The sequence below is a fragment of the Nocardia sp. NPDC006044 genome, from assembly GCF_042871115.1.
Lineage (GTDB): Bacteria > Actinomycetota > Actinomycetes > Mycobacteriales > Mycobacteriaceae > Nocardia.
The window spans coordinates 1,254,902-1,280,451 of sequence record NZ_JBIAID010000001.1 but is presented as its reverse complement, the minus strand read 5'-3'; the positions used below and the strand labels follow the sequence as shown (position 1 = coordinate 1,280,451).

The 25,550-nt window shown below is 68.2% G+C and carries 30 protein-coding genes; 5 read left to right on the top strand and 25 right to left on the bottom strand.

Annotated elements, in window-relative coordinates; genetic code table 11:
* Window positions 1-400 precede the first annotated feature (400 nt).
* Both ACFYO1_RS05980 and ACFYO1_RS05975 read left to right on the top strand, forming a co-directional pair.
* A complete protein-coding gene (locus ACFYO1_RS05980; protein WP_387227618.1) occupies window positions 401-871 on the top strand; it encodes a M23 family metallopeptidase in 471 nt (156 codons plus the stop codon).
* A 354-nt stretch (window positions 872-1,225) separates the two neighbouring features.
* Window positions 1,226-1,744, top strand: a complete 519-nt coding sequence (locus ACFYO1_RS05975) for a DUF1990 family protein (RefSeq protein ID WP_387227616.1) — start codon at window positions 1,226-1,228, stop codon at window positions 1,742-1,744.
* 89 nt (window positions 1,745-1,833) lie between these two features.
* On the opposite strand, the gene ACFYO1_RS05970 is transcribed toward ACFYO1_RS05975, so the two are convergent.
* From ACFYO1_RS05970 to ACFYO1_RS05935, 8 genes are all read right to left on the bottom strand, one after another.
* Window positions 1,834-2,199, bottom strand: coding sequence for a hypothetical protein (locus ACFYO1_RS05970; protein ID WP_387227614.1), 366 nt, complete (start codon window positions 2,197-2,199; stop codon window positions 1,834-1,836).
* 53 nt (window positions 2,200-2,252) lie between these two features.
* Window positions 2,253-4,169: an alkyl/aryl-sulfatase gene (locus ACFYO1_RS05965; protein ID WP_387227612.1), complete on the bottom strand. Its 1,917-nt coding sequence runs from the start codon at window positions 4,167-4,169 to the stop codon at window positions 2,253-2,255.
* A gap of 71 nt (window positions 4,170-4,240) precedes the next feature.
* Window positions 4,241-4,549 (bottom strand): DUF202 domain-containing protein, encoded by a 309-nt coding sequence (locus ACFYO1_RS05960; protein ID WP_387227611.1) that lies wholly within the window; start codon window positions 4,547-4,549, stop codon window positions 4,241-4,243.
* On the bottom strand, window positions 4,546-4,911 hold the full coding sequence (locus ACFYO1_RS05955; protein WP_387227609.1) for a YidH family protein: 366 nt from the start codon (window positions 4,909-4,911) through the stop codon (window positions 4,546-4,548). Before ACFYO1_RS05955 ends, ACFYO1_RS05960 begins: the two co-directional genes overlap by 4 nt.
* Window positions 4,908-5,081 (bottom strand): hypothetical protein, encoded by a 174-nt coding sequence (locus ACFYO1_RS05950; protein ID WP_387227607.1) that lies wholly within the window; start codon window positions 5,079-5,081, stop codon window positions 4,908-4,910. Before ACFYO1_RS05950 ends, ACFYO1_RS05955 begins: the two co-directional genes overlap by 4 nt.
* Window positions 5,054-5,575 (bottom strand): DUF3159 domain-containing protein, encoded by a 522-nt coding sequence (locus tag ACFYO1_RS05945; protein WP_387227604.1) that lies wholly within the window; start codon window positions 5,573-5,575, stop codon window positions 5,054-5,056. Before ACFYO1_RS05945 ends, ACFYO1_RS05950 begins: the two co-directional genes overlap by 28 nt.
* 168 nt (window positions 5,576-5,743) lie before the next feature.
* Entirely contained in the window at window positions 5,744-6,475 is a 732-nt protein-coding gene (locus ACFYO1_RS05940; protein ID WP_387227602.1) for an acetoacetate decarboxylase family protein, read from the bottom strand.
* A gap of 99 nt (window positions 6,476-6,574) precedes the next feature.
* Complete coding sequence (locus ACFYO1_RS05935) at window positions 6,575-7,321, bottom strand: TetR/AcrR family transcriptional regulator (RefSeq protein ID WP_387227601.1); 747 nt, start codon at window positions 7,319-7,321, stop codon at window positions 6,575-6,577.
* 54 nt (window positions 7,322-7,375) lie between these two features.
* Here ACFYO1_RS05935 and ACFYO1_RS05930 point away from each other — a divergent pair, with 54 nt between their 5' ends.
* Window positions 7,376-8,836, top strand: coding sequence for an MFS transporter (locus ACFYO1_RS05930; RefSeq protein WP_387227599.1), 1,461 nt, complete (start codon window positions 7,376-7,378; stop codon window positions 8,834-8,836).
* Between the two features lie 127 nt (window positions 8,837-8,963).
* On the opposite strand, the gene ACFYO1_RS05925 is transcribed toward ACFYO1_RS05930, so the two are convergent.
* The 12 genes from ACFYO1_RS05925 to ACFYO1_RS05870 form a co-directional block, all read right to left on the bottom strand.
* Complete coding sequence (locus ACFYO1_RS05925) at window positions 8,964-9,887, bottom strand: tyrosine recombinase XerC (RefSeq protein ID WP_387227597.1); 924 nt, start codon at window positions 9,885-9,887, stop codon at window positions 8,964-8,966.
* Between the two features lie 48 nt (window positions 9,888-9,935).
* Complete coding sequence (locus ACFYO1_RS05920) at window positions 9,936-10,370, bottom strand: PIN domain-containing protein (RefSeq protein ID WP_387227595.1); 435 nt, start codon at window positions 10,368-10,370, stop codon at window positions 9,936-9,938.
* Window positions 10,367-10,606, bottom strand: coding sequence for a ribbon-helix-helix protein, CopG family (locus ACFYO1_RS05915; RefSeq protein WP_387227593.1), 240 nt, complete (start codon window positions 10,604-10,606; stop codon window positions 10,367-10,369). The genes ACFYO1_RS05920 and ACFYO1_RS05915 overlap by 4 nt, the downstream gene beginning before the upstream one ends.
* Window positions 10,607-10,670: 64 nt before the next feature.
* A complete protein-coding gene (gene dprA, locus ACFYO1_RS05910) occupies window positions 10,671-11,798 on the bottom strand; it encodes a DNA-processing protein DprA (protein WP_387231706.1) in 1,128 nt (375 codons plus the stop codon).
* A gap of 116 nt (window positions 11,799-11,914) precedes the next feature.
* Window positions 11,915-13,423: a YifB family Mg chelatase-like AAA ATPase gene (locus ACFYO1_RS05905; RefSeq protein ID WP_387227591.1), complete on the bottom strand. Its 1,509-nt coding sequence runs from the start codon at window positions 13,421-13,423 to the stop codon at window positions 11,915-11,917.
* Complete coding sequence (locus ACFYO1_RS05900; protein WP_387227589.1) at window positions 13,423-13,779, bottom strand: YraN family protein; 357 nt, start codon at window positions 13,777-13,779, stop codon at window positions 13,423-13,425. Before ACFYO1_RS05900 ends, ACFYO1_RS05905 begins: the two co-directional genes overlap by 1 nt.
* Window positions 13,780-13,919: 140 nt before the next feature.
* On the bottom strand, window positions 13,920-14,225 hold the full coding sequence (locus ACFYO1_RS05895; protein WP_011210678.1) for a DUF2469 domain-containing protein: 306 nt from the start codon (window positions 14,223-14,225) through the stop codon (window positions 13,920-13,922).
* Between the two features lie 46 nt (window positions 14,226-14,271).
* The gene (locus ACFYO1_RS05890) at window positions 14,272-15,063 is read right to left on the bottom strand and encodes a ribonuclease HII (protein WP_387231704.1); all 792 of its coding nucleotides are present in this window, start codon (window positions 15,061-15,063) and stop codon (window positions 14,272-14,274) included.
* A gap of 43 nt (window positions 15,064-15,106) precedes the next feature.
* Complete coding sequence (gene lepB / locus ACFYO1_RS05885) at window positions 15,107-15,889, bottom strand: signal peptidase I (protein WP_387227587.1); 783 nt, start codon at window positions 15,887-15,889, stop codon at window positions 15,107-15,109.
* A 59-nt stretch (window positions 15,890-15,948) separates the two neighbouring features.
* The gene (gene lepB / locus ACFYO1_RS05880; protein ID WP_387227585.1) at window positions 15,949-16,722 is read right to left on the bottom strand and encodes a signal peptidase I; all 774 of its coding nucleotides are present in this window, start codon (window positions 16,720-16,722) and stop codon (window positions 15,949-15,951) included.
* Between the two features lie 77 nt (window positions 16,723-16,799).
* Window positions 16,800-17,141, bottom strand: coding sequence for a 50S ribosomal protein L19 (rplS, locus tag ACFYO1_RS05875; RefSeq protein ID WP_029893064.1), 342 nt, complete (start codon window positions 17,139-17,141; stop codon window positions 16,800-16,802).
* A gap of 162 nt (window positions 17,142-17,303) precedes the next feature.
* The gene (locus ACFYO1_RS05870; protein ID WP_387227582.1) at window positions 17,304-17,870 is read right to left on the bottom strand and encodes a helix-turn-helix domain-containing protein; all 567 of its coding nucleotides are present in this window, start codon (window positions 17,868-17,870) and stop codon (window positions 17,304-17,306) included.
* A 74-nt stretch (window positions 17,871-17,944) separates the two neighbouring features.
* Here ACFYO1_RS05870 and ACFYO1_RS05865 point away from each other — a divergent pair, with 74 nt between their 5' ends.
* Window positions 17,945-18,385 (top strand): hypothetical protein, encoded by a 441-nt coding sequence (locus tag ACFYO1_RS05865; RefSeq protein ID WP_387227580.1) that lies wholly within the window; start codon window positions 17,945-17,947, stop codon window positions 18,383-18,385.
* Here the strand turns inward: ACFYO1_RS05865 and ACFYO1_RS05860 are convergent.
* Complete coding sequence (locus ACFYO1_RS05860; protein WP_387227578.1) at window positions 18,376-19,530, bottom strand: serine hydrolase domain-containing protein; 1,155 nt, start codon at window positions 19,528-19,530, stop codon at window positions 18,376-18,378. The two genes, ACFYO1_RS05865 and ACFYO1_RS05860, sit on opposite strands and share 10 nt — an antisense overlap.
* Before the next feature lie 22 nt (window positions 19,531-19,552).
* Window positions 19,553-19,969, bottom strand: a complete 417-nt coding sequence (locus ACFYO1_RS05855; RefSeq protein WP_387227576.1) for a DoxX family protein — start codon at window positions 19,967-19,969, stop codon at window positions 19,553-19,555.
* A 127-nt stretch (window positions 19,970-20,096) separates the two neighbouring features.
* On the opposite strand from ACFYO1_RS05855, the gene ACFYO1_RS05850 reads away from it, so the two are divergent.
* Window positions 20,097-20,966 (top strand): sigma-70 family RNA polymerase sigma factor, encoded by an 870-nt coding sequence (locus ACFYO1_RS05850; protein ID WP_387227574.1) that lies wholly within the window; start codon window positions 20,097-20,099, stop codon window positions 20,964-20,966.
* Window positions 20,967-21,527: 561 nt separating this feature from the next.
* Here the strand turns inward: ACFYO1_RS05850 and ACFYO1_RS05845 are convergent.
* The 3 genes from ACFYO1_RS05845 to ACFYO1_RS05835 form a co-directional block, all read right to left on the bottom strand.
* Window positions 21,528-22,424 (bottom strand): hypothetical protein, encoded by an 897-nt coding sequence (locus ACFYO1_RS05845; protein ID WP_387227572.1) that lies wholly within the window; start codon window positions 22,422-22,424, stop codon window positions 21,528-21,530.
* Between the two features lie 24 nt (window positions 22,425-22,448).
* Window positions 22,449-24,854 (bottom strand): Tex family protein, encoded by a 2,406-nt coding sequence (locus ACFYO1_RS05840; RefSeq protein WP_387231702.1) that lies wholly within the window; start codon window positions 24,852-24,854, stop codon window positions 22,449-22,451.
* 224 nt (window positions 24,855-25,078) lie between these two features.
* Window positions 25,079-25,543, bottom strand: coding sequence for a hypothetical protein (locus ACFYO1_RS05835; RefSeq protein WP_387227571.1), 465 nt, complete (start codon window positions 25,541-25,543; stop codon window positions 25,079-25,081).
* Between the last annotated feature and the right edge of the window lie 7 nt (window positions 25,544-25,550).

Below are 25,550 nucleotides of genomic sequence, written 5' to 3'. Positions count from 1 at the left end.
GGCGCCGGAGCCCGCGAGTTCGGTCGGCGGGCGGCCGCGGAATGAACCCGTGCCCGGGGCGTGCACGGGTTCGTTCTGCGGTTTGGTGCGTCCGGCACCGTTACGGGTCGGGAACGCGGTTCAGGGTTCGCCGCCGGGCGTTGCGCGAGGGTGTGCGTCATCCGGTCCCGCAGGGCTGCTTCCGTCGCCGGACTGTGGGGGCGAATTGTTGTCTCCGCTCGATCCCGAGTTCTGCGAATACGTCGGGCCCGCACCGTTTTTCATGTCGCCGAGTGATTCCGAGTTCTGCGGGTTGAGCTCGCCGGCTCCGTGGGCGTTGCCGTCGGCGGCCGAGTGATGCGGGGTGGTATCGCGGAACTGGGTACGTTCGAATGTCGTCGCCGCGGTCCTCGTTGGGCTCATGCTGACCGGTGCGGGACCGGTGGCGACGGCCTCGCCCACCGGGCAGTTCGGCTGGCCGTTGCAGCCTCGGCCGACCATCCTGCGGAGGTTCGACAAGCCGGCGCGGGATTGGCTGCCGGGACATCGTGGGGTCGATCTCGTCGGTACGCCGGGGCAGGCGGTGCTGGCGGCCGGGGACGGGATCGTGGTGTTCGCGGGGACGGTGGCGGACAAACCGGTGGTCTCGATCGATCATCCGGGTGGGCTGCGGACGACGTATGAGCCGGTGCGTGCCGAGGTTTCGGTCGGGCGGCGAGTCGGGCGGGGTACCCGGATCGGCACCTTGGAATCGGGGCACGAAGGATGCGGGACCTGCCTTCATTGGGGGCTACGGAGTGAGGGTGGTGGTCGGCGTCGCCGGGAGTATCTAGATCCCCTCCGTCTGCTGCACCTGATTCCTCTGCGCCTGAAACCGGTTGTGCCAGATTGAGTTCGGCCCTTCGTCAGACTGGCCTCAGTACCTCGGGTCTGCTGCACGACGGCTGTTGCGTCCCGGGTTTCGCTACCTCCATAGCTGATCGGGTGTCGGTGAGCGCGGCAGCGTGAGCACCTGAGCCGGAACTGCCGGACGTGAGATCGCGAGACTCGAATCCGGAGATGCGGCTCCGAGTCGAACCCGATGCAGACCCTGCCGGCAGGTCACCCCCGTGACGAACCGCGACCATGAATGGGAGAGTGATCAGCAGATAAACGACGAAGACCGCGGCCCCCCGGGCGCGCGGCGTGTCGAAACAGACGCTCCGGATTACTTCCCAAGGGCGACGGACGGGGTGAAGATCAGGCAATGGAGCATGCGTCCGACGAGCCGCCGTTCACCTATCCGGAAGTCGGTGCGACGGCCAGTGAATTGCCGGAGGGGTATCACCGGTTCCGGCTTCGCCGACGGATCGGGCATGGACGGGCACTGTTCGAGCATGCCGGTGCGGCGATTCTGGAGTACCGGATGCAGAAGGGCACCGGGATCTTTCACGACGCGTCGACCGTGCGGGCCGAACCGGGTACGCGTTTGACGGTCCGGCTCGGTGTCGGCCCGCTGGCGATCATCGCGCCGTGCCGGGTGGTGTATGTGCTGGCCGCGCCGAATCAGCGCGGGTTCGCCTACGGGACGCTGCCGGGGCATCCGGAGATCGGTGAGGAACTGTTCGCGGTCGAGTACGACCCGGCCGACGAGTCGGTGTACGGCGTCGTCACCGCGTTCTCCCGGCCCGGGACCTGGTACACCAAGCTCGGCGGACCGGTGGTGCGCGTCATCCAGCGTTTCATCGCCGGACGGTACATCAGCGCCCTACCGGTCTCCGCCTGACTCGTGACGTGGGGTGCAGTCACGAATAATGTTGTGCATCAAGCAGGTTCAATACCCGAGGGCACAGTTCGGATGACTATCCGTCCGGTCTAGAGCAGATCGGCCAAGGCCTCGGCCTGAGCGCGCAAGTCCGCGGCGTGGTCCGCGCGGCCGTGCCCGTCGTACTCCTCGGCGACGGTGTGGCGTTCGGCGATCTCGGCGCGCACGATCTGTTCGATGTCGCCTTCGGTCAGTTCGCGGCGCGCGACCTCGGCGACCCCAAGGCCGGTCGCGCTGCTCTCGACCGAACCCGCCCGGTGCTCGCCGACGTCGACCGCCTCCGCGTTGTCGACCGCGCCCAAGGCGGACCGCAGAGCGGTGATCGCTTGGCGGTCACGGGACTTCATCGCGACGGTCAGTGCGGCGCGCATGCGCTCGCGCAGGGGCGGCCGATCGGTCGGCGGTTCGGTTGACATGTGCACCACCGTAGGGAGGGTCGGTTTCGGAGTCGAACTGTTTTCGCGGGTGATCAGCCGATCGTTCCGCGCGGCGTGACGATGGCGAAATCCGGATCGGGCGAATCGAACACGCCGACGAGCTCGGCCAGCTTGGTGACGTCGCCGTCGATCAAGATGTCGCCCGCGGCCGCCGCGACCCCGAAATCCTCGCCCGCCAGCAGCACCCGCATGAGCGTCGCCTTGCTCAGCGTGAAGACCGCGTCGGGCTCCGGCAGCGGCACCCCGTCCGGCCGGTCGTAATGGGTCAACCGTCCGTTGCGCAGTTCGAGACGGTGCACGCGATCCTCGTCGCTGATCTGCCAATCCGCGACGACCCGCTGGTTCCACGCCTTCGGACCGTCGACCCGCAGCGCCATGGCGTCGAAGACCTGCTCCACGCTCAGCGCGGCCAGCAGGGTCGGCGCGTTGGCCTTGGTCGGCGTGCCGAACGAACCGTAACGCAGTTCGTAGGCGCCGCTGAGATAGAAGTTGCGCCAGGTCGCGTTCTCCGCGCCGTAGCCGAGCTGCTCGAAGGTGCTGGCCTGCAACGCCTTCGCCGCGTCATTGGTGGGGTCGGCGTAGATCACGTAGTTGAGCACCTGGGCCACCCAGCGATAGTCGCCCGCGTCGTAGGACTTGCGCGCCTTGCGCAGCACTTCCTCGGCGCCGCCCATGAATTCGACATGCCGGACGGCGGATTCGACCGGCGGATGCTCCCACAGGTGCGCCGGATTGCCGTCGAACCAGCCCATGTACCGCTGGTAGATGGCCTTGACGTTGTGGCTGACCGACCCGTAGTACCCATGCGTGTGCCAGCTGCCTTCCACCGCCGAGGGCAGGGTGATCATTTCGGCGATCTCGGCGCCGACGTAACCCTGGTTCAGCAGGCGCAACGTCTGATCGTTCAGATATCCGTATAGATCTCGCTGCAGCGCAAGGAATTCCACCAGCCGGTCGGTGCCCCAGGTGGGCCAGTGGTGGGAGGCGAACACCACATCGGAGCGGCGTGCGTACAGGTTGATCGCCTCGGTGAGGTACTTCGCCCAGATGTGCGGGTCACGCACCAGCGCGCCGCGCAGGGTGAGCAGGTTGTGCAGGGTGTGCGTGGCGTTCTCGGCCATGCACAGGGCGCGGCGGTCCGGGAAGTAGAAGTTCATCTCGGCGGGCGCTTCGGTGCCGGGGGTGACCTGGAAGACGATCCGGATCCCGTCGATCGTCTCCTCCTGCCCGGTCGCGGTGATGTCGAGGGTCGGCGGGATGAGGGTCACCGTGCCGACCGAGGTGGTCTGGCCGAGCCCCGCGCCCACCGCGCCGAGCGGCCCGCGCGGCAGCACGGCGCCGTACATGTACCCGGCCCGGCGCGCCATCGCGGTACCCGCGTACACATTCTCGGCCACCGCGTGTTCCAGGAACCCGGCCGGTGCGATCACTGGACAGCGCCCTGCCGCAACGTCTTCGGTGGTGGTCACCCCCATCGCACCACCGAAATGGTCGACGTGCGAATGGGTGTAGATGAGCCCGGTCACCGGGCGATCCCCGCGGTGCGCCCGATACAGCGCGAGCCCCGCGGCCGCGGTCTCCGCGGAAATCAGCGGATCGATCACCAGCACACCGGTTTCGCCCTCGACCAGGGTCATGTTGGACAGGTCGAGCCCGCGAATCTGATAGATCCCCTCGGTGACCTCGAACAGCCCCTGCTTGATGACCAGTCCGGCCTGCCGCCACAGACTGGGATTGACCGAGGCGGGACAGGATTCGCGCAGGAAGTCGTAGGAGTCGTTGTCCCACACCACGGTTCCGTCGGCGGCGGTGACCACCCCGGGCTCCAGCGCGGCGATGAACCCGCGCTCGGCGTCCGCGAGATCGGCGGTGTCGGCGAACGGCATCGCGGCGGCGGAACGCTGCTGCTCCGCGACGATGAAGTCGCTCGGTTCGGTCGCGGTGGTCATGCCCGCACCTCGCTTCGTTCGCTCATGTCAACCTCCTGGGAGTCGGTGCAAGTTGCTGTGCCGGTGGGGATCTAGGGCCACGGATCGGTGCACTCGATGACCGCCGCAAGAACTGCGACGGCCATCACCACCGTGGCCGCCGCGGCGACGATGGATCCGCCGTGGCCGAACCGGCCTTCGCGCAGGCTGCGGTTGCGCAGGTAGCTCAGGCCGGCCAGTGCGGCCATGGCGATGGCCGCACCGATCGGCGCGATCATCGCGGGCCGCCAGCCGTTGGTGACGGCGTGGTTCAGGAACAGCGCGCCGGTGATCATCGAGGCCACCGCCGTACGCCGCCACGCCAGGGCGGTGCGCTCCGCGGCGAGCCCGGCGCGGCTCATCGCAGCAACACCGCGACGCCGGCGAGCACCGAAACGACGGCGATGCCCGCGGACAGGATCGGCACCAGCACGTTCTCGGGCAGCGGACGGCCCTGCCGCATCGCCACCCGCACCCGCCGCCAATGCGCATAGGCGCCAACGGCAATGACCACCGCGAGCACGAGACAACTCAGGGCGAGCACCCGTCGCACGCCGCCCATCCGGAACGGCTGCACCAACGTGTGCACCGCGACACCTCCGGCGAGCAGGCCGAGCGAAGTACGCATCCACGCCAGGAACGTGCGCTCATTGGCCAAGGTGAACCGGTAGTCGACCTCTTCTTCCCCGTCCTCCGACTCGGCGCCGGGGCTCGGCAGCGTCATGCCGCCCCGGCCCGGGCGGTGGACCTGTCCCGCACCCACAGCCAGGTCAGCGCTAGCATGACGATCAGCGCGGGCTTGCCGAAGAGCAGGGCGAAGGTGCCGCCGAGGAGAACGGCCTTGTCGGCCACGTACAACGGAACCATCACCGCCACGTGTGCCGCCCAGAACACGAACCAGGCGAGGGTGATTCGCCGATGCACCCGGGCCGCGGGTCGGCGGGCTCGGTCGGTTCGAGCCGGATCTTGCGGGTCGCGGTATGGCTCAGCGGCTTGCCAGTGAGCAGCGTCGCGCCGAAAAGCACGGTCATCACGACGCTCAACGCTACTTCCGGCAGGTAGAAACCGCGCCCCTCGCCGGTGATCTCGACGAACAGCGAGAACACCAGGATCACCAGCGCCGCGCCCGCCACCACCCGTACCGAATCGCCGCGCATCAACCGGACCGCGCCAAGCACGACGGCGATCAAGATCGCGACGAAGACACCGACCTCGGCGCCGGCCGCGGAGTAGGCGATCAGAAACCCGATCGCGGGGGCGGCCCCGTCGAGCAGGTGCTGCGGGCCGTGCATCGCGCGGAACTTCCCCCGCATCTCGCCGACCACACCGCGCGACTCCGCCAGACTGTCGCCTGGATCCAGCTGCCTGCGCTGGTGGTCGGAATTCACGGGCACCTCTCCCCTACAGGTCGGCTTCGTGCAGCGAGCAAACAGCCCGCTACGTCACATTAACCGGCCCTCCGCAGGGCGTCCACGAGCCGCGCAGGCCGTGATCATGCGGTTACTCGACCTGCCGCCGACCTGTTCTCGCTGGTGACCACCGGACTACCGAGGGGGCTAGACGGCGACCGCGTCCTCGAAGGTCATCGCCAGATGGGAAATCGTGGAGGTCATGACGGCGCGTCGCGGCAGGCGCAGCGCTCGCAGTTCGTCGGCGAGGGGGTGATCGCCCAGCGCGAGAGCGGCTCCGCCGGGACGGGCGTGCACGCCGGCGGGTTCCATTCGCCATGGCGTGCATCGGGTGACACCGTCGAGATGGGAGTAGGCGTCGAACGAGGACGCGGCGCTTCGGCGCTGCGGAGTGGAAATGCCCTGTCGAACAGTCAGATCGACAATCAACTCGCCGTTCTGGTGTAGCGCGCCGTGGCGCTCACCGGCGTCATGCCGCACCGTGAAATCGGCGAGTTCCTTGGGAAATCCCCAGATCCCGCGGCCGGCGGCGAGGGTGAAGTCGCCGTCGACCGGCAGTCGATGGATGAAGACCCCGGCCCGGTTCGTGGCCAAGGCGCGCAGGTCGCCGAACCGGACGGCGGGATCGGCGGTGTGGTACCGGACCATGAACGAAACGCCGAACTCGTTGTACGGGCCGAGATCACCGTCGACGTACTCGACGAAGACGAGCGAACACAGCGCGCGGCGGCCCGGCAGGCGCAGCACGCGCAATCCGGAATAGTCGATCAACTGCTGCGCGGCGCCGGCCGGAACCAGGTAGCTCGCCATGAACGCGCGCGCGAGCCGGATGCGAACCGGCATGCGAACTTCCTGGCCGAGGACGGTGTGGGTGCTCATGCGAACGCCTTCCTGTGCACCCACGCCGAAACCGTTGGAGTACACCGCGTCGCCGGCGCCCGGGTGCGCCGTCGACAAACTAGAACTCGTTTCAGTTTATCAAGACAGCCCGGCGTCGGCGCCGCGATCCCGCGATGGTTCGCCGGAACTTTCGGGCAGCCGGTGCTCCAGCCCGTCCAGCAGGCACAGCAGGCCGAAATCGAATGCCATCGCGCGCGCCGCTTCGGGGCTGACCGGCGAGAGCGCCCGATAGTCCGACAGCATGTCCGGATAGTCCCCGGCCACCTCTTCCATCATCTGCACGATGGACTGCCGGTTGATATCGACGTCGCCGTACGTCTTGGCCCACGCGATCTCCGGCGTCACGATTCCGAGCACATAGGACATCACCGTGCCGCTGGCGAGATAGATATCGATGCCGCGGAAGCCCGCGCGGATGTACGCGCGCCGCAGCCGATCGGTGAGCCGCAACGCATTCGGCCCCATGCTGGGCAATTGCCCGATCAGCGAGGCGCTCCAACCGTGGGCGCGCAGCGTGTCGCGGAAGTTGTAGGCGAAGGTCGTCAGCACTTCCCGCCACGGCGCGTCTTCCGAATCCGGGACCTCGACCATGCCCCAGAACTCGTCGAGCACCAATTCCAGTAGCTCGTCCTTGTTCGCGACATGCCAGTAGAGGCTGGTGGCGCCCGCGTCGAGCTTGGCGCCGATCTTGCGCATGCTCAGCGCGTCGAGCCCCTCGGCGTCGAGGAGGTCGACGGCCGCGCCGACGATGTGGTCCAGGCGTAACCCCGACGCCTTCGGTTGCCGAGGTTCGCGGAGCCATACCGAGTCGAACTGCTTGGTCACCGGCCAATTCTATATTGAGTCGCACACTGTGCGAGTTCATCGTACGCTGTTCGAGTGGAATCGAACGTTGTACGAGACCCTCGCCGCTGGTGGATTCTGGGGGTCCTTTGCCTGTCCTTGCTGGTGCTGATGCTCGACAGCACGGTGCTCAATCTCGCTATCCCCTCGCTGATTCGCGAGCTCGGGGCCACGCCGTCGGACGTGCAGTGGATCCTGGACGCCTACGTGCTTGTCTTCGCCGGACTGCTGCTCACCTCAGGCAGCCTGTCGGACCGATTCGGCCGGCGGCGGATGCTGATCTACGGCCTGGCCGTGTTCGGCGTGGCGTCGCTGGCGGCGGTGCTGGCCACCGAACCGTGGCATGTGGTCGCCGCGCGGGTGCTGATGGGTATCGGCGGTTCGCTGCTGATGCCGTCGACCATTTCCATCCTGATGACCACCTTCGCCGAAGACGAACGGCGCAAGGCGATGGCCGCCTGGTCCACCGTCTCGATGGTGGGCATCGTCGCCGGGCCGACGCTGGGCGGTGTGCTGCTCCAGCACTACTGGTGGGGTTCGGTGTTCCTGCTGAACATTCCGGTCGCGGCGCTCGCCATCGTCGCGGCGCTGGTGCTGATGCCGGAAACCACCGGTGAGCAGCGGCCGGTCGACCTGGTCGGTGTGCTGTTGTCCATCGTCGCGCTCGTTTCCACGGTCTACGTGATCATCGAACGCGAGTGGAACGTCGGCATGATCGTGCTGGCCGTGCTGACCGCGATCGGATTCGTGGTGTGGGAGAGCCGGTCCGAGCATCCGATGCTGCCGCTGGCGGTGTTCCGCAATCGGGACTTCACCGGCACCGCGCTCACTCTGCTGCTGATGGTGTTCGGGATGGGCGCGGTGATGCTGATGCTCACCCAGTACCTGCAGTTCGTGCTCGGTTATGGGCCGATGAAGGCTGGTCTGGCGCTGCTCCCCTACGCCGTGGCCGCCGCGGTGTGCAACGGGCTCGGCGCGACCCTGGGGAAGAAGCTCACCAACAAGACGCTCATCGTGTCGGGTCTGCTGATCATGGGCGGGGCGTTCGCGATCCTCGCCATGAGCGAGAGTTACGTGTGGATCCTGGTCAGCATGCTGGTCATGGGCATCGGCGGCGGTTTGGCCGGCCCGGCCGCGTATGCCGCGATCATGAGCGCCATTCCGCTGGAACACGCCGGCGTCGGTTCGGCGATGAACGACACGTTGCAGCAGGTGGGCATGGCGATCAGCATCGCCATCCTCGGCAGCGTGCTCGCCGGGGTGTTCACCGAGAAAATGCCGGCGGATATCCCCGAGGCGGCACGCGAATCCATCGGCGCCGCATTCCAACTCGGGTTCGCCGAGCCGGCCAAGGTGGCGTTCACCGCCGCCATGTCCACGGGTTCGTGGATCAGCGCCGGGTTCTGCGTGGCGGCCGCGTTGCTCGGTGTGACGCTGCTTCGCGCGCGGCGGACACCGGCCGGTGAGCCGCAGGAACCGGTGGTCGAGGTCGGTTAGGGATCGGCGACGTCGTCTCTCCATGCGATACGGGGAGGCGGCGTTGCCGTGCGGCGCTCATCGCGCCAGGCCGATCGCCCGGAGCTCGGTCCGCGGATCATCATGTCGCGCCGCCGATTTCGTTGCCCTACGCGCGCGGATGGGCCTGGTCGTGGACCTTCTTGAGCCGTTCGATCGAGACATGGGTGTAGAGCTGGGTCGTGGCCATGCTGGCATGGCCGAGAAGTTCCTGGACGACGCGGAGGTCGGCGCCGCCCTCCAGGAGGTGGGTGGCGGCGGTGTGGCGTAGGCCGTGCGGGCCCATGTCGGGGGCGCCGGGGATGGATGAGACCACTTCGTGGACAACGGTTCTGGCTTGGCGTTGATCGAGGCGTTTGCCGCGGCGGCCGAGCAGGAGGGCGCGGCCGGACTCTTCGGTGGCGAAGGCGGCGCGGCCGTGCTGGAGCCAGTTGCCGATCGCCTCGTCGGCGGGGATGCCGAAGGGGGCCGAGCGTTCCTTGTTTCCTTTGCCGAGGACGCGGACCACGCGGCGTTCGCGATCGACATCGTCGATGTCGAGGCCGCACAGCTCGCTGACCCGGATTCCGGTGGAGTACAACAGTTCCACGATCAACCGATCGCGGAGCGCCATCGGATCATGCTGTGCGGCGCCGGATTCCGCGGCGTCCATGGCGCCAAGGGCCTGCTGGCGGCCGAGTACCGCGGGCAGCACCCGGTGCGCCTTGGGGGAACCGAGCCGCAGTCCGGGATCGACGGTCAGGCGTCCGGTCTGGGTGAGCCAGGCGGTGAAGGTCCGGGCCGAGGAGGCCCGCCGGGCCATCGTGGTTCGCGCCACCCCGGCCTGGGACTGCTGGGCTAGCCAGGAGCGCAGCAGCAGCAGATCCAGTTCGCGCACCGCGGAATCCGCCGACCTGGCGTACAGGTGCGCCAGCAGCGAACGCGCGTCGCCGAGGTAGGCGCGCACCGTGTGCGCGGATCGGTTGCGGCCGAGCCGCAGATGCCTGCCGTACTCGGTCAGCAGCGCTTCCAGGTCCTCGGGCAGTTCGTCCATCTCACCACCGTCCCGACCGTTGTCCGGGTTGGCAAGTCACCGCGCCGCTCATAGGTCGTCGGGCAGCACTCGGAAGGCCTCGGCACCGGTGAGCGGCCGGATCGCGCGAAAATCCTTGCGGTCCAGGGTCAGGATGACGTCGGTCTCGTATTCGGCCGCCAGCACGACGTTTACCGCATCGGTGAAGTCGAGTCGCAGATCGAGATATCGGTCCTGCACCCTGCGCGCCTTGCGCAGGTGGTCGCTCGGCAGCGCCGGTAGGGCGACGCGGCCGAGCGGTTCCTGGGCGAGCAGCCAGTCGTGCAGGACGCCTGCCGTCTGCCGGTCGAAGTCCCGGGTCACGATGTGTTCGATCTCGAGCAGCACCAGCGGGCAGACAACCGTCAGCGCGGCCGCGGCCAACGAGGCACGCGCGCCGTCGTGGTCCGAATGATCGGTGTCGAAGGCGGCGACCAAGGCGGAGGTGTCGCCGATGATGATCAACTGTTCCGCCGCACGATCTCCTCGTGCACCACCTGACTCATTTCCTCGGCGGTCCGCGTCCGTCCGGAACTGATTGCGGGGATGTCCCAGTCGTCGTCCCACCGTTTTGTGCGTAGTGCGGCGATGTGGAACGCCTCGCGGAAAATCTCGGACTCGGGCCTGCCCTCCCGCGCGGCAGCCGCCTTGATGAGGGCCAGGTCCTCTTCGTCGACCATTACTGTCGTCTTTTTCAGCATGGAGGTTATGGTACCTGCACCATACATTTGTGTCAGCTTTCTTTTGGGGGGTTGGGGGCATCGGTCAGGTGTCCTCGGGGTGGCGGCGGGCGGTCGTTTTCCGGTACCAGCCGCCGTCGTTCGTGCCGGCGAACTCCGCGAGCTCGAGGGCGGGCAGGGCCGCGCGAACCGCGGATAGGGTCAGGCCGGACTGCTCGGCCAGTTCGCGGGGTGTGCGCGAACCGATCTTCGGGAGCGCGGCGAAGACGAGGGCTTCGTCGCCGGACAGCGAATCCCCGGGGCCGCCGACCGCACCGGACAGTGGCAAGCGCAGCGGCCCCGCCTCGTCGACGACCTCCGCCACGCACGTGACGAGCAGGGCTTCGCCTTCGCGGATCATCCGGTGACAGCCGACGGAGGCCGCGGAGGTGACCGGACCGGGGATCGCCAGCGCCGGACGACCAAGGCGCCGGGCCCATTTCACCGTGTTGCGCGCCCCGCTGCGCAACCCCGCCTCGACGACCAGCACGCCGTCGGCGAACGCGGCAACGAGCCGGTTCCGCGCCAGGAACTGGTGTTTGTGCGCGGTGGCGCCCGGCGGGTATTCGCTGACCACCAGCCCGGTCTCGGCGATCTCCGCCAGCAGCCGATCGTGCTGAACCGGATAGGGACGGTCGATTCCGCAGGCCAGCACCGCGATGGTGCAACCACCGACGGCCAGGGCCGCGCGATGTGCCATCCCGTCGATCCCGAAGGCCGCGCCGGAGACGATCGTCCAGCCTTCGGCCGCGAGATCGCCCGCGATCTCGCCGGTGACCTGGTTCCCGTACCCGGTGCTGCAGCGCGCGCCCACGACCGCGAGGGCACGGTCGCTCGCTTCCAGCAGCGACCGCGGACCGCGCACCCACAGCACCAGCGGCACCGCACCGTCCCGGTCACGACCCGCGTCGAGCTGGCTGAGACCCAGCAACCGCCAGGCAGGCCACTCCGGATCATCCGGCGTCACCACCCGCCCACCGATCCGCTCGATAAACTCCAGATCCCTTGCGGCCGAGTCGGTTCCGCGCCGCTGCTCGGTCGGTCCGCGCAACGACTGCGGCAACGCGCACTCGCGCACCGCACGTGCCGCCTCGAGCACTCCTACCGACTCGATCAGTGCCGAGAGCGCCGCACACGGCCCCGACACCACCCGGGACAGGTACACCCACGCCAGCCGTCGTTCGTAGGCGTCGAGATCGAACGCCGCGGCGCAGCTTCCCGCCGAGGACACCGGCAGTTCGATGCCGCCGCCCACCGGGGACGGCACGGCTTCCGCGCCAAGGCCCGCACTCACTGTGCACCCCGCTGCCGAAAGTTCAACGCCGCCAGCACATCTTGCGCGGTCGGCGACTCCGCCGCGCGCAAGTCACTGATCGTCCAGGCGACGCGGATCGCCCGGTCCGCCCCGCGCGCCGACAGCCGTCCGAGCCGCAACGCGGTCTCGACCGGCGCGACCGCCTCGTGCGGCAACCGGAATTTCTGCCGCAGGATATGGCCCGGCACTTCGGCATTGGTCAGCCAGCCGTACTCCTGCCAGCGCCGCACCGCCGCCTGCCGCGCCGCGGCGACGCGCTCCCGCACCACCGCGCTGCTCTCGGCCTTGTCGGTGCTGAACGCGGCCCCCGACTGACCGCGCATCTGCACCCAGATATCGATGCGATCCATCAGCGGCCCGGACAATTTCCCGAGATAGCGCCGCCGGGCGAGCGGCGCGCAGATGCAGTCGACGTCCCTGGCCGGCGCGCACGGGCACGGATTGGCCGCCAGCACGAGCTGGAAGCGCGCCGGATACCGGGCGACACCGTCGCGGCGCGCGATGCGCACCTCGCCCTCCTCCAACGGAGTTCGCATCGCCTCCAGCACCTTGGTGCCGATTTCCGCGCACTCGTCGAGAAACAGCACGCCACGATGCGCCCGGCTCACCGCACCCGGTCGCGCGGTGCCCGATCCGCCGCCGACCATGGCGGTCACCGACGTCGAATGATGCGGCGCGACGAACGGCGGCATCGTGATGAGCGGATGATCGCCGGACAGCACGCCCGCCATCGAGTGGATGGCGGTCACCTCCAGCGACTCGGACTCCGACAGCGGCGGCAACAGCCCCGGAAGACGTTGCGCCAGCATCGTTTTACCGATGCCCGGCGGTCCGGTGAGCAGCAGATGATGCCCGCCCGCCGCGGCCACCTCCAGCGCCCAGCGGGCCTCGTCCTGCCCGACCACCTCACTCAGATCGCCGCCGGAGCGCACCGGCTCCGGCATTCGCCCCGTCGGCTCGGCCAGCGCGCCTTCCCCGCGTAACCAAGCCACCACCGCGCGCAGGCTCGGCGCCCCGAAAACCGTTATCCCGTCGACCAATCCGGCCTCGGCCAGCGCCGACTCCGGCACCACGACCGCGGGCCACCCCGCATTGCGGGCGGCGATCACCGCGGGCAGAATGCCGCGCACCCGCCGAATCCGCCCGTCCAGCGCGAGTTCACCGAGCAACACCGTCTTCGCGAGCCGCTCGGACGGAACCGCCCCCGACGCGTCGAGTACCGAAATCGCCAGGGCCAGATCGTAAACGCTGCCGATCTTGGGCAACGTCGCCGGCGAGAGCGCCAGAATCACCCGCCCGTCCGGCCACTTCTCCCCCGAGTTCGCCACCGCCGAACGAACCCGGTTCCTCGACTCCTGCAACGCCGTATCCGGCAACCCCACCAGGTGCACCGAGGGCAACCCCTGCCCGATATCGGCCTCGATCTCCACCAGCAGCCCGTCCACCCCGGTGACCGCGACCGAGTGGGCCCGGCCGAGGGCCATCAGAACACCGCCTTGAGGTGATCGATGACCGGTTCGTGCCCGCGGGCCAGCAGCACGGAGACGACGTCGAACCGGATCTGCCGCCAGGGACCTTCCTGTTCGGCCAGCCACAGCAGCGCCAACCGCCGGATCCGCTGCTGTTTGGTGAAGGTGACCGACTCGGCCGGTATCCCGAAACCGAGCCCCGACCGGGTTTTGACCTCGACGAACGCGGTGACCCCGACGTCGCGGACGATCAGGTCCAGTTCACCGTATTTGCATCGCCAGTTCCTGCTGACGATCTCGATCCCCGCTGCCTCGAGGAACCGCGCCGCCAGCTCTTCTCCACGCGCACCGAGCGCCCTTTTATCCGTCACCGGGCCAATGTGCCCGGCGGCTCACCTCGGCCGCGGCCGACGACCTGGGGAAATACCGGCCTTGGGGATAGCCGAACCCCTGTGGACAACTCGCGGCGCGCGGCTACCCGAGAGCGCCGCGGCGTCGGCCGACCGTGCTATTACTCCGGCAGGCGCAGGTCCGGCTTCTCCAGCTCTTCGATGTTGACGTCCTTGAAGGTGATCACGCGGACGTGCTTGACGAAGCGGGCCGGGCGGTACATGTCCCACACCCAGGCATCGCTCATCCGCACTTCGAAATACACCTCGCCGTCGGCGTTCTGCGGGCGCAACTCCACGGAGTTGGCCAGGTAGAAGCGGCGCTCGGTCTCCACCACGTACGAGAACTGACCGACGATGTCTTTGTACTCTCGGTACAGCGAGAGCTCCATCTCGGTTTCGTACTTCTCGAGGTCCTCGGCACTCATCGGGTGGGACGTCCTCCTTCTCGCCGCGCTGCGTCGTGTGTTGACATCATCGCGCATGGGTGGCGCCGGTAGCCACTCGGCTATCCGGACGCCCGTCTCGGCACTCATCGGACATCATCGGGGTCTGCTCGCCGGAGAGCACCGCGTCCGCCGCCTCGGCCACCGCGGACACCGGTCGCAGGCCCTCGACCTCGCGCACGTTGCGCCAGGAACGCCGGTGCTCGTCGCTGGGCCCGAGCCGCCGCAAGGCCGCGAGGTGGTCGGGCGTGTTGTAGCCCTTGTGACCGGCGAAACCGTAACCGGGATACCGCTCGTCGAGCTCGACCATCATCCGGTCCCTGGTGACCTTCGCCAGGATGCTGGCGGCGGCGATGCAGGCCGCGGCCGCGTCACCACCGATCACCGGCAGCGACGGCGCGGGAATGCCGGGCACCCGGAACCCGTCGGTCAATACGTATCCCGGTGTCGCACCGAGCCCGGCGACCGCGCGCCGCATGCCCTCGATATTGGCGACGTGGATGCCGATCGAGTCGATCTCCCAGGCCGGGATGACCACGACGTTCCAGGCCAGCGACAACCGGATGATGACCGGGTACAGCTCCTCCCGGACCGCCTCGGTGAGCTTCTTGGAGTCGTCGAGGCCGGCCAGCTTGTCGTAGGCCTTGGGCGCGAGCAGGCAGGCCGCGACGACCAATGGTCCCGCGCACGGCCCGCGGCCCGCCTCGTCGACGCCGGCGACCGGGCCGAGCCCGCTGCGGATCAACGCCGCTTCGAGCGTGCGTAACCCACCCGCCTTCCGCATCACCACGCGCGGCGGCCACCCGTTGCTCTGTACCACTCGGCTCTGCCCCACCGTCCAATTATGCTGCGGCCGCTGATGATCAGTTCGCTTGGGCGTTCTGTGAGCGGACCGGACCGATCCGGCTCGGCGGCCAGATCTTGAAGACGGCCTTGCCGCGAACGTTGTCCACGGGGACCGTGCCTTGCAGTTCATCGGTGATGTGGGCGCGCGAATCGGCCGACTCGTTGCGGTTGTCGCCCATCACCCACAGGTGCCCCTCCGGCACCTTGACCGGCTTGAATTCGCGTCCGCCGCCGGGACCGTAGGGCTGCCCGGGGACATACGGCAGCAGGTAGCGCGCGTACGGCTCGTCGAGTGGCTTGCCGTCGACCAGGACCCGGCCCTGCGCGTCGCAGCACTGCACGGTCTGACCGCCGACCGCGATCACCCGCTTCACCAGATCGTTCTCGTCCGGCGGCACCAGGCCGAAGAAGGAGAAGAAGTTCTGCACGCCGCGCGCGACGGCGTTGTCCGAACGGATGGACTGGTAGTGCGTGTTCCAGGACGGCGGGCCGACGAACACAACGACGTCGCCCGGCTGGGGATCGCCCCAGTAGTAGCTCAGTTTCTGCACGTAGATGCGGTCACCGGTGCAGCCCGCACAGCCGTGCAGCGTGGTTTCCATCGATTGCGACGGAATCACGTAAGGGCGTCCGACGAAGGTGACCATCAGCGCGGCGATCACCGCCGCGATGACGATCAGGATCGGCAGCTCCTGCCAGAACGGCCGCTGCTTCTTCTCGCGCCGCCGCCTGCCGCGCCGCGGTTGCACCCGCTCGTCGTCCGAATCGGACACCGACACCGACCCACTTTCGTCTGCCACGCCGAACAGATTAGCCCGGCACCCTGAGACTCGGCTGACGCCGGGCGATCGGTGTCACACTATTTCGGTTGCGGATCCTCCGAGCGCACCGGCCCGATCCGGCTCGGCGGCCAGATCTTGAACAGCGCTTTGCCCCGGACGTTGTCCACCGGGACGGTGCCGTGCAGTTCGTCGGTGACGTGCGCGCGCGAGTCGCGCGAGTTGTTGCGGTTGTCGCCCATCACCCACAGGGCGCCGTCGGGCACCTTGACCGGCGCGAACTCGCGGCCCCCGCCGGCGCCGAAGGGCTGGCCCGGCTTGTACGGGAGGGTGTAGCGGGCGTACGGCTCGTCCAGTGGCTTGCCGTCGACCAGGACCCGGCCCTGCGCGTCGCAGCACTGCACGGTCTGACCGCCGACCGCGACCACTCGCTTGACCAAGTCGTTCTCGTCCGGCGGCACGATCCCGAGGAAGGAGAAGAAGTTCTGCACACCACGAACGACGGTGTTGCTCGAGCGGGTCGACTGGAAGGTGTCGTTCCAGGACGGCGGGCCGACGAACACGACGACGTCACCCGGCTGGGGATCGCCCCAGTAGTAGCTCAGTTTCTCCACGTAGATGCGGTCACCGGTGCAGCCCGCGCAACCGTGCAGCGTGGTCTCCATCGACTCCGACGGGATCTTGTACGGACGTCCCACGAAGTTGACCATCAGCGCGGCGATGACCGCGGCGATCACGATCAGGATCGGCAGTTCCTGCCAGAACGGGCGCTGCTTGCGCTCCCGCCGCCGTCTGCCGCGACGCCCTCCCCCGTGGTCGGCCGATTCCGTCGAGGACGCGCTGTGGTCTGTCACACCGAAAACAGTAGCCCGGCAGCGGAACTGAGTTCCGCTGCCGGGCTACCGGACGCTCTGTGGTGCGAAAAGCCAGATCAGCGCTTTTCCTTGATCTTGGCGGCCTTGCCGCGCAGATCGCGCAGGTAGTACAGCTTGGCGCGGCGGACGTCACCGCGGGTGACGACCTCGATGTGGTCGATGTTCGGGGTGTGCACCGGGAAGGTGCGCTCCACGCCGACACCGAACGACACCTTGCGGACCGTGAAGGTCTCGCGGATGCCACCGCCCTGGCGTCGGATGACGACGCCCTTGAAGACCTGGATGCGCTCCTTCGAGCCTTCGATGACCTTTACGTGCACATTGAGGGTGTCGCCCGGCCGGAAGTCGGGGACGTCGCTGCGCAGCGACTTCTCGTCGACGAAGTCAAGGGTGTTCATTTCCATCCTTATGGGTTCGCGCGAACAGAGGACCCTGGCGGCACCTCACGTGCTCGACCGGTTCATGCTCCGATTCAAGGGGATGCGCCTGGTGCACAACTCGCCCAGGGCAACCTGAGTATTGTGCCAGATCAGCGGGTCGCCGGAAAAATCGGCCCCGGATCAGGCCGGTGTCTCGGGCACCGCGAACAGGCGGACGCTCATCGGTTGCGCGCCCGCCGGGGCGTCCTCACGGGCGGTGCCGTGGCGCGCGAGCAGCGCCTTGTACTCCGCGACGAACGCTACCACCTGGTCTTTTGTCATATAGGTTGCGGTGCGCTGCACCTGCGCCCAGCCATCCGGGCCTGCCCATTCGCGCACCGCCCGCAGATAGAGGTCGATGTCGCGGCCCGCCTTCAGCCTGCCGAGATGTTCGGCCGCCGCGTATTCGGCGGGCGCCATGGTCGCCGGATCGGGCGTGGTGTGTTCGAACGGCAGCGACTTCCACCAGCGCTCGCGGCCCGTCGATTTCTCCGGGATCTCGGTGATGAGGCCGAGCTCGGCCAGCTTGCGCAGGTGGTAGCTGGTGCTGCCGGTGCTCTCGTCGAGCACCTCGGCCAGCGTCGCCGAGTTCGCTTCGCCGTGTTTGCCCAGGTAGTCGAGGATGCGTCCGCGCAGGGGATGGGCGAGCGTGCGGTAGAGCGCGGTGCGCTCGGCACTGGTCATGTCGTCGCTGCTGCGCGGTGCCATGGGCGAAGAATAGCAAACATTCCTTTGCAAAGAAATGTTTGCAAAGACTTCTTTGCGGACGTAGCGTGGCCGTCATGCGAATGACCGCCCTGCTCCCCTCCCGAACCCGATCGGCCCGCGACAAGGCGCGCTGGCTCATCGCGGCCAGCGCGCTGGCGCTCGTGCCGTGGGCCGCCATCCTCTGGATGACGTTGCCCGGTACCGCGCACGTGCGGAACTGGTCCTCGGCGTGGGTCGGCCTGGATCTGTTTCTCGCCGCCGGCTGCGGACTGACCACGAGGTTGGTGCACCGCAACGACTCTCGGGCACGACTGGTGGCGTCGGCGGTCGCCGGCGCGGCAGTGATCGACCTGTGGTTCGACCTGGTGACCTCCGACCCCGGGGCTCCGATGGCGCAGGCGGTGCTCTGCGCGGTGGCCGAGGCCGCGTTGATCGCCGCGTGCATGCACGTCGCGCTGGCACCGGAAGATATGCCGGCGCCAGCGCATACGCGGCGAATTACGTTTCAGCCCTGAGCATTTCGAGCGGCACGGTGCAGCACCGCGGCCAGTCGCTCGTTTTCCGCCGCGGTGAAGGCGAAGGCGGCGCGCCGGCGGGTGTAGCCGTAGGACAGGCCGCTGTGCGGGTCGGCGAAGCCCTCGGAACCGGCGGCGCCGGTGTGACCGAAGGCCTGTGCGCCGAGGAACGGATAGCCCAGGCCCTTGGCCTCGAAGCCGACCAGATAGGGCGCGTTGTCGCCGCGGACCAGATCGCGACCCGCGGTCTGGACAGTGGTGAACACAGCGAGCGTATCGGGCTTCAAAAGTGCTGCACGGCCGTTTATTTCGGAGATCGCCGCCGCGTACATGGTGGCCAATCCACGCGCGCTACCCACGCCGCCCATCGAGGCCGGGCCGTTCGCGCGCAGAGCGGCATAGTTGGGCAGCGAGAGCACATCGTCAGGGGTGAATCCAGCGGCGTTGAGGTTGTACGAGATACCCGGAATGCTCTGCGGACCGGGCGAATTCGCTTCGAACGCGGCCCGCATCTCCGGTGTCGCCGACCACGGCAGGATCGGCAGGTACCGATCCTCCAGTGCCGCAGGCAATCCGAGATAGAGGTCCAGATCGTACGGGGCTCGGACGCGTTCCTCGAACAACTCCTGGATCGAGCTGCCGGTGAGGCGGCGAACCGTCTCGCCGATGATGGCGAAGGTGACGAAGCCGCCGTAGCCCTGCACGACTCCGGGCCGGAAGAACGGGCGCTGACCGGCGACGCGGCGGGCGATGAGCCGGTCGTCGGCGAGTTCGGCCAGGGTGAAACCGCCGTCCACCCCGATCACGCCGGATTTGTTGGTGAGCACCTGCCGCAAGGTGATCGTGACCTTGCCCGCGTCGGCGAACTCCGGCCAGTAGGCGGCGACGGGCCGGTCCAGGTCGAGCAATCCGTCCTGGACCAGCAGCGCCACCACCAGGGTCGCGGCCCCCTTGGTCGAGGAGAGCACGCCGGTCACCGTCTCGCCGGTCACCTGCGGGCCGGCCCAGAGGTCGACCACCGGTCGGCCGTGCGCGAAAGCGGCCAGCTGCGCACCGGATTCGCCGTTCTCCGCGGCTACGACCTCGGCGAACTCGTCTCGCACCGATTCGAATCCCGGTGCGACAGTGCCCTGTACGTCGTTCATGATCGTCCTTCCCGCCTAGTTCTCAAGCCGCCGAACGGCGCAGCAACGTCAGTGGATTGCGTCGGCCACTGGGCGGCCGCAAACCCCAGGACGCCAGGCTGAGCCCGGCGAACACCAACGGCCCGATCGCCGCCTTCGGCTCGTCACCGGCCGCGAGGTGCGACACCGCCGCGCCGCCGTAGACGAAGGTCAGTCCGGCATAGGCCCATTCCTCAGCCCGCGGCCGGCCGGGCAGCACGATCGCGGCCACCGCCGCCGCCTTGGCGACGCCGAGCATGGTCGCGAAATACATCGGATATTCGAGCCGGTCGAAAACCTCACGGACATAGGGAATCCGCGCGACGTCCCAATAGGAGCCGATCACCGATTCGGTGAGCACGACCCCGGTGGCGCCCAGATAGGCGACGCTGCGTGCGAGGTCCTTGGTACCGGTGCGCATAATGTCGTTCCTTCCGTCGTTGTTGTCTCTCTGACGGACGGGGAGGAGGAGAGGTAACACCGCCGTTGTCACATCGGGCGCCCGCGATTCGTCATCACGGTGGGACGACAAATGCGGAGGAGACCACGTGGACGAATACCTGGCCGATCGGTTCGAGGCGCATCGCGCGCATCTGGTCTCGGTGGCCTACCGGATGCTCGGGTCGCCGGCCGAGGCCGAGGACGCCGTGCAGGAGGCGTGGCTGCGGTTGGCCCGCACCGATGCCGACGGCATCGACAACCTCGGCGGCTGGCTGACCACCGCCGTGAGCCGGGTATGCCTGGACGTGTTGCGCTCGCGCCGGGCGCGGCGGGAGGACTCGTTCGAGGAGCAGTTGCCCGACCCGGTGGTCCGCCTCGACGACGGAACCGATCCGGAACAGCAAGCGCTGCTGGCGGATTCGGTCGGCCTCGCGCTGCTGGTGGTGCTCGAATCGTTGAATCCGGCCGAGCGGCTAGCGTTCGTGCTGCACGACATGTTCGCCCTGCCGTACGACCAGATCGCGCCGATCCTCGGCAAGACGCCCGGCGCGGCCAAGATGATCGCGAGCCGTGCCCGCCGTCGTGTCCAAGGTGGCGCTCCGCGGCTGGACCCGGACCTCCCCCGCCAGCGCCGCGCCGTCGCCGCGTTCTTGGCCGCCGCCCGCGACGGCAGCTTCGATGATCTACTGTCCCTGCTCGATCCCGACGTGGTGCTGCGCGCCGACGCCGGTGCCGGTGGCCTCCAGATCATCCGGGGCGCGTCCGCCGTCGCCGGACTGCTGGACACCTTCCACAAGTTCGCCAACCAGTACGACGTCACACCCGCCGTGGTGAATGGCGTTGCGGGCCTGCTGAGTACCGCCGACGGCACCCCGATGTCGGTCATCGCCTTCGCCGTCGCCGACGACCGGATCACCGCCATCGACCTGCTCGCCGACCCCACCCGCCTGGCCACGCTCCCCCTCCCGATCCCCTGAGGCGCACGAAACATCGCCCCGTGTAGGAGATCGTGTTCGATCACCTACACGGCCCGCCGACCGCTGCGCGGCGGATCGCCCGCTCCTATTGGCGCGCACAATTTCCGGCCGCGCACCTCTTCACCCGCCGCGCACCGTTAGGATCGCCCCGCCCGCCTCGCAGCCCTGACGCGCACGATTCACCACGCCGCACGAAATAGCCGGCAATTCCATGCGCAGCAAGCCACTTCGCGCGCAGCGGCCCGATTCACCGGCGAGCAGGGCTGCCGACTAGAGCAACTGCCCGCTCCGGTCGGCGCGCACGAACTCGGGCGCCGCGAACCACCTGACTCGCCGCGCACGAAATAGTCGGCAATCCCGTGCGTAGGAAGCCACTTCCTGCGCAGCGGCCCGATTCACCCGCGAGCTTGGCTGCCGCCTAGACCACTTGTCCGGTCTGTTTGGTGCGCGAATTCGGGTGCCGCCCACCATTTGGATCGCTGTGCGCGGAGACGTTTGGAGGATACGTGCGCGGCGCGCAGATCAGCGGGCGGCAAGACAATTCGCGCGCGGCGACACGGTTCAGTCGCGGTCCGGGGTGTTGGCCACCTGGTCGGCCTCGTGGTCGGACGGAAACAAGGAGAGGTGGTGCCGGTGGGGGGCCGGCGGGGCCGGGACGACGGTGCGGGTCAGCTCGGCCTCGGTGGCGGTGCGGACGTGTTCGACGTCGGGTTTACCCGCGACCAGATCTTGTACGAAGATCTTGGCGCGGATCACCGGGCGACGGTAGCGCCGTTCGCGAACGATGGCGCGATACATCAACCGGCGCCGATCCGAATACCGCCAGCGAGCCCAGGGCGCGCCGGGCCGGCTCAACCGCAGCGCGCCGACGAACAGCAGCGGCAGGAAGAACATCCCGAACAGCCCGGTCCAGATCTTCCCCTTGGCGATGACGATCGCGGCCAGCGCGAGGTTCACCACCGCGAAGAAGACGACGAACACCCTGACCTCGATGCTCGGATCACTGCGGAAGTCGTTGATGTCGAGCAACCACAGCGGATGAAAACCCAAGAGCAGCAACCCGGTGACCGCGAGCGCGACGAACACCGCGTCCACCGAGGTTCGCCCTTGCTCCTCCCAGTACACGTCGCGCAGGTAGAAGATCAGCGCGAATTCGTCCAGGGTCAACGCCGCGCCGACCCCGAAGAACGCGGCGAGCACGGCGGCCGTGGTGACGTCCGCGGTCTGGTACAGGGTGACCATGCCGACGCCGGACACCAGCACCAGGATCACCCCGAACACCATGTGGTGGATGTGCACGCCACCGGACCGCAGATTCCCCGGCCACCAGCGCACCTGCTTGCGGATCAACCGGACGCTGAGCCGGATCAACAGGAAGCCGACGATGAACCCCAGTAGGAAGCACAGCAGCGGCAGCCGGCCCTGCGCGATCACATCCTCACTGAGCCATCGTCGCATGGCCGCCTGAAACCTCCGTCTGGGCTACTGTCCGAAACCTGCCCGGCGCAGCGCGTCCGCCATCGAACCGCTCGGCGCGGGCGCGTTGCGGCGCTGGTTGCCGCCGCCGCGGGTCTGACCTTGACTCTGATTGCGCTGTCCTTGGTTGCGGACCTGCTGGTTCTTACCCTGACCATTCTGCCGGTCCGGCGCACCACCCTTGCGGTCACCGTGACCACGCTGGCGATTGTCGCCCCGCTCGCCCTTCACCGCGGTCCCCGGCTCGTCGTCCAGGCGCAGCGACAGACCGATGCGCTGCCGTGCGACATCGACCTCGAGCACCTTCACCTTGACCACGTCGCCGGTGTTCACCACCTCGCGCGGATCCTTGACGAAGTTGTGCGACATCGCCGAAACGTGCACGAGCCCGTCCTGGTGCACGCCCACGTCGACGAACGCGCCGAACGCCGCGACGTTCGTGACGACGCCCTCGAGCACCATGCCCGGCTCCAGGTCGGCGACCTTCTCCACGCCTGCGGCGAATTCCGCGGTCTTGAACTCCGGTCGCGGGTCGCGGCCCGGCTTCTCCAGCTCGGCGATGATGTCGGTGACGGTCGGCAGGCCGAAGCGTTCGTCGGTGAACTCGTCGGCCCGCAGCGCGCGCAGCACCGTCGTGTTGCCGATGACCTCGGTGATGTCGCGGCCGGTCGATTTCATGATCCGGCGGACCACCGGGTACGCCTCGGGGTGCACCGCGGAGGTGTCCAGCGGGTCGTCGCCGCCGCGGATGCGCAGGAAGCCCGCGCACTGCTCGAACGCCTTCGGTCCGAGCCGCGGCACCTCGAGCAGCGCGGTCCGGCTGCGGAACGGGCCGTTCTGGTCCCGATGCGCCACAATGCTTTCCGCGACCGAGCCGGCGATGCCGGACACCCGGGAGAGCAGCGGCACCGAGGCCGTGTTGACGTCGACGCCGACCGCGTTCACCGCGTCCTCGACCACCGCGCCCAGCGAACGGGCGAGCAGCGTCTCGGAGACGTCGTGCTGGTACTGGCCGACGCCGATCGACTTCGGATCGATCTTCACCAATTCGGCGAGCGGATCCTGGAGTCGGCGCGCGATGGACACCGCGCCGCGCAGCGACACGTCCATGTCCGGCAGTTCCTGGGTGGCGTAGGCCGACGCGGAGTACACCGAGGCGCCCGCCTCGGACACCACGATCTTGGTCGGCTTGTTCTCCGGAATGCGCGAGATCAGCTCGGCGGCAAGGGCGTCGGTCTCGCGCGAGGCGGTGCCGTTGCCGATGGCGATGAGCTCCACGCCGAACCGGGCGACCAGCGCGCCGAGCACGGCCAGGGACTTCTCGGTCTGGCCTTGCGGCTTGTGCGGGTAGATCACCTCGGTGGCGACCGCCTTGCCGGTGGCGTCGACGACGGCCACCTTCACGCCGGTCCGGTAGCCGGGGTCGAGACCCATGGTGGTGCGGGTGCCTGCGGGCGCGGCGAGCAGCAGGTCGCGCAGGTTCGCCGCGAACACGTCGACCGCGTCCTTCTCCGCCGCCTGCCGCAGCCGCATCCGGGTGTCGATGCCAAGGCTCACTTGCAGTTTGGTCCGCCAGGCCCAGCGCACGGTGTCCAGCAGCCAGGTGTCGGCGGCGCGGCCCTTGTCGGCGATGTCGAACTTGATCGCGATCCGGCCCTCGTAGATGGACCGCTCGCCGGGCTGGAGTTCTTCGGTATCCGGCTCCAGATGCAGCGAGAGTACGTCTTCCTTCTCGCCGCGCAGCAACGCGAGGATCCGGTGCGAGGGCAGCTTGCTGAACGGCTCGTCGAACTCGAAGTAGTCGGCGAACTTCGCGCCCGCCTCCTCCTTACCCGGACGCACGGTCGACCTGACCTGACCCCGGTTCCACATCAGCTCGCGCAGCTCACCGACCAGGTCGGCGTCCTCGGCGAACCGCTCGACCAGGATCGACCGCGCGCCGTCGAGCTGCTCGGCGCTGTACTGCGCGGGATCGGTGGTCGGGTCGTTGATCAGAGCGTCGGCGACCGGCTCGTGCCCCGCCTCGCGCGCGATCTGCGCCTTGGTCCGCCGCTTCGGCTTGTACGGCAGGTAGATGTCCTCGAGCCGGGCCTTGGTCTCGGCGAGCATGATCTGCTGGTGCAGCGCGTCGTCGAGTTTGCCCTGGCCACGGATGGATTCGAGGATCGCGCCCCGGCGCTCGTCGAGTTCGCGGAGGTAGTGCAGGCGCTCGTCCAGCAGGCGCAGCTGCGCGTCGTCGAGACCGCCGGTGACCTCCTTGCGGTATCGCGCGATGAACGGCACGGTCGAGCCGCCGTCGATCAGCTCGACGGCCGCACGCACCTGGCTTTCCCGCACCGCGAGCTCGTCGGCGATGCGACGGTTCACGCTGGCTTGACTCGCGACGCCGGCGGACGTCGCGGGTGGAAGCACGGCGGGGTCGGACTCTGCACTTACGGTCTCGGGCGCTGTCGTCACGTCCGGAGACACTACCGGGACCGCCCGACAAGGGACCCGCACCCGGTGGAACCGGGTCGCGCGTGCCGCTTCCGCCGCAGGTCCGCCCGGTCCGGCCGGCCGTGCCCCTGGACGCGCCGAACCCGGCCGAGCACGCTCGACCGGGTTCGGTAGTTCTTACGCATGTGCCGAATCGCCTACTACAGGACCAGTTCCGGGCTGTAGATAGGACTGAACGTCTGACCGTTCTTGGTGACGGCGGTGAAGCTGACATACCGATGTCCCGGCTTGGCGAACACCGCGTCCACCGTCAACGGCGGCGAGGGATACCGTCCGTTGAAGCAAGGGAATGGGCCGCTGGTCGCGACCTGCTCATTGGTACCCCCGTTGGCCAACGCGTCTTTATCCACGACCGTCACGACCATCGTGCAATTCTTTTCGTTGATGGAATCATTCTTGATATTGAGACCACCGAATGCCCGCGGCACCCCGTTTTCCGCATAGATGCAGGATTCCACTTCCGCGGAACCGTCACTGGTCGGAAAAAGTCCCGAGCAGCTGTACGGGCTACCCGGCTGCGCGACCGCGGCCGGTGCCAGGACGAGAAGTGGTGCGGCCCCGGCGATAACACAAGATACGACACGTGAAAACGAACCGATTGACATGTAAGCC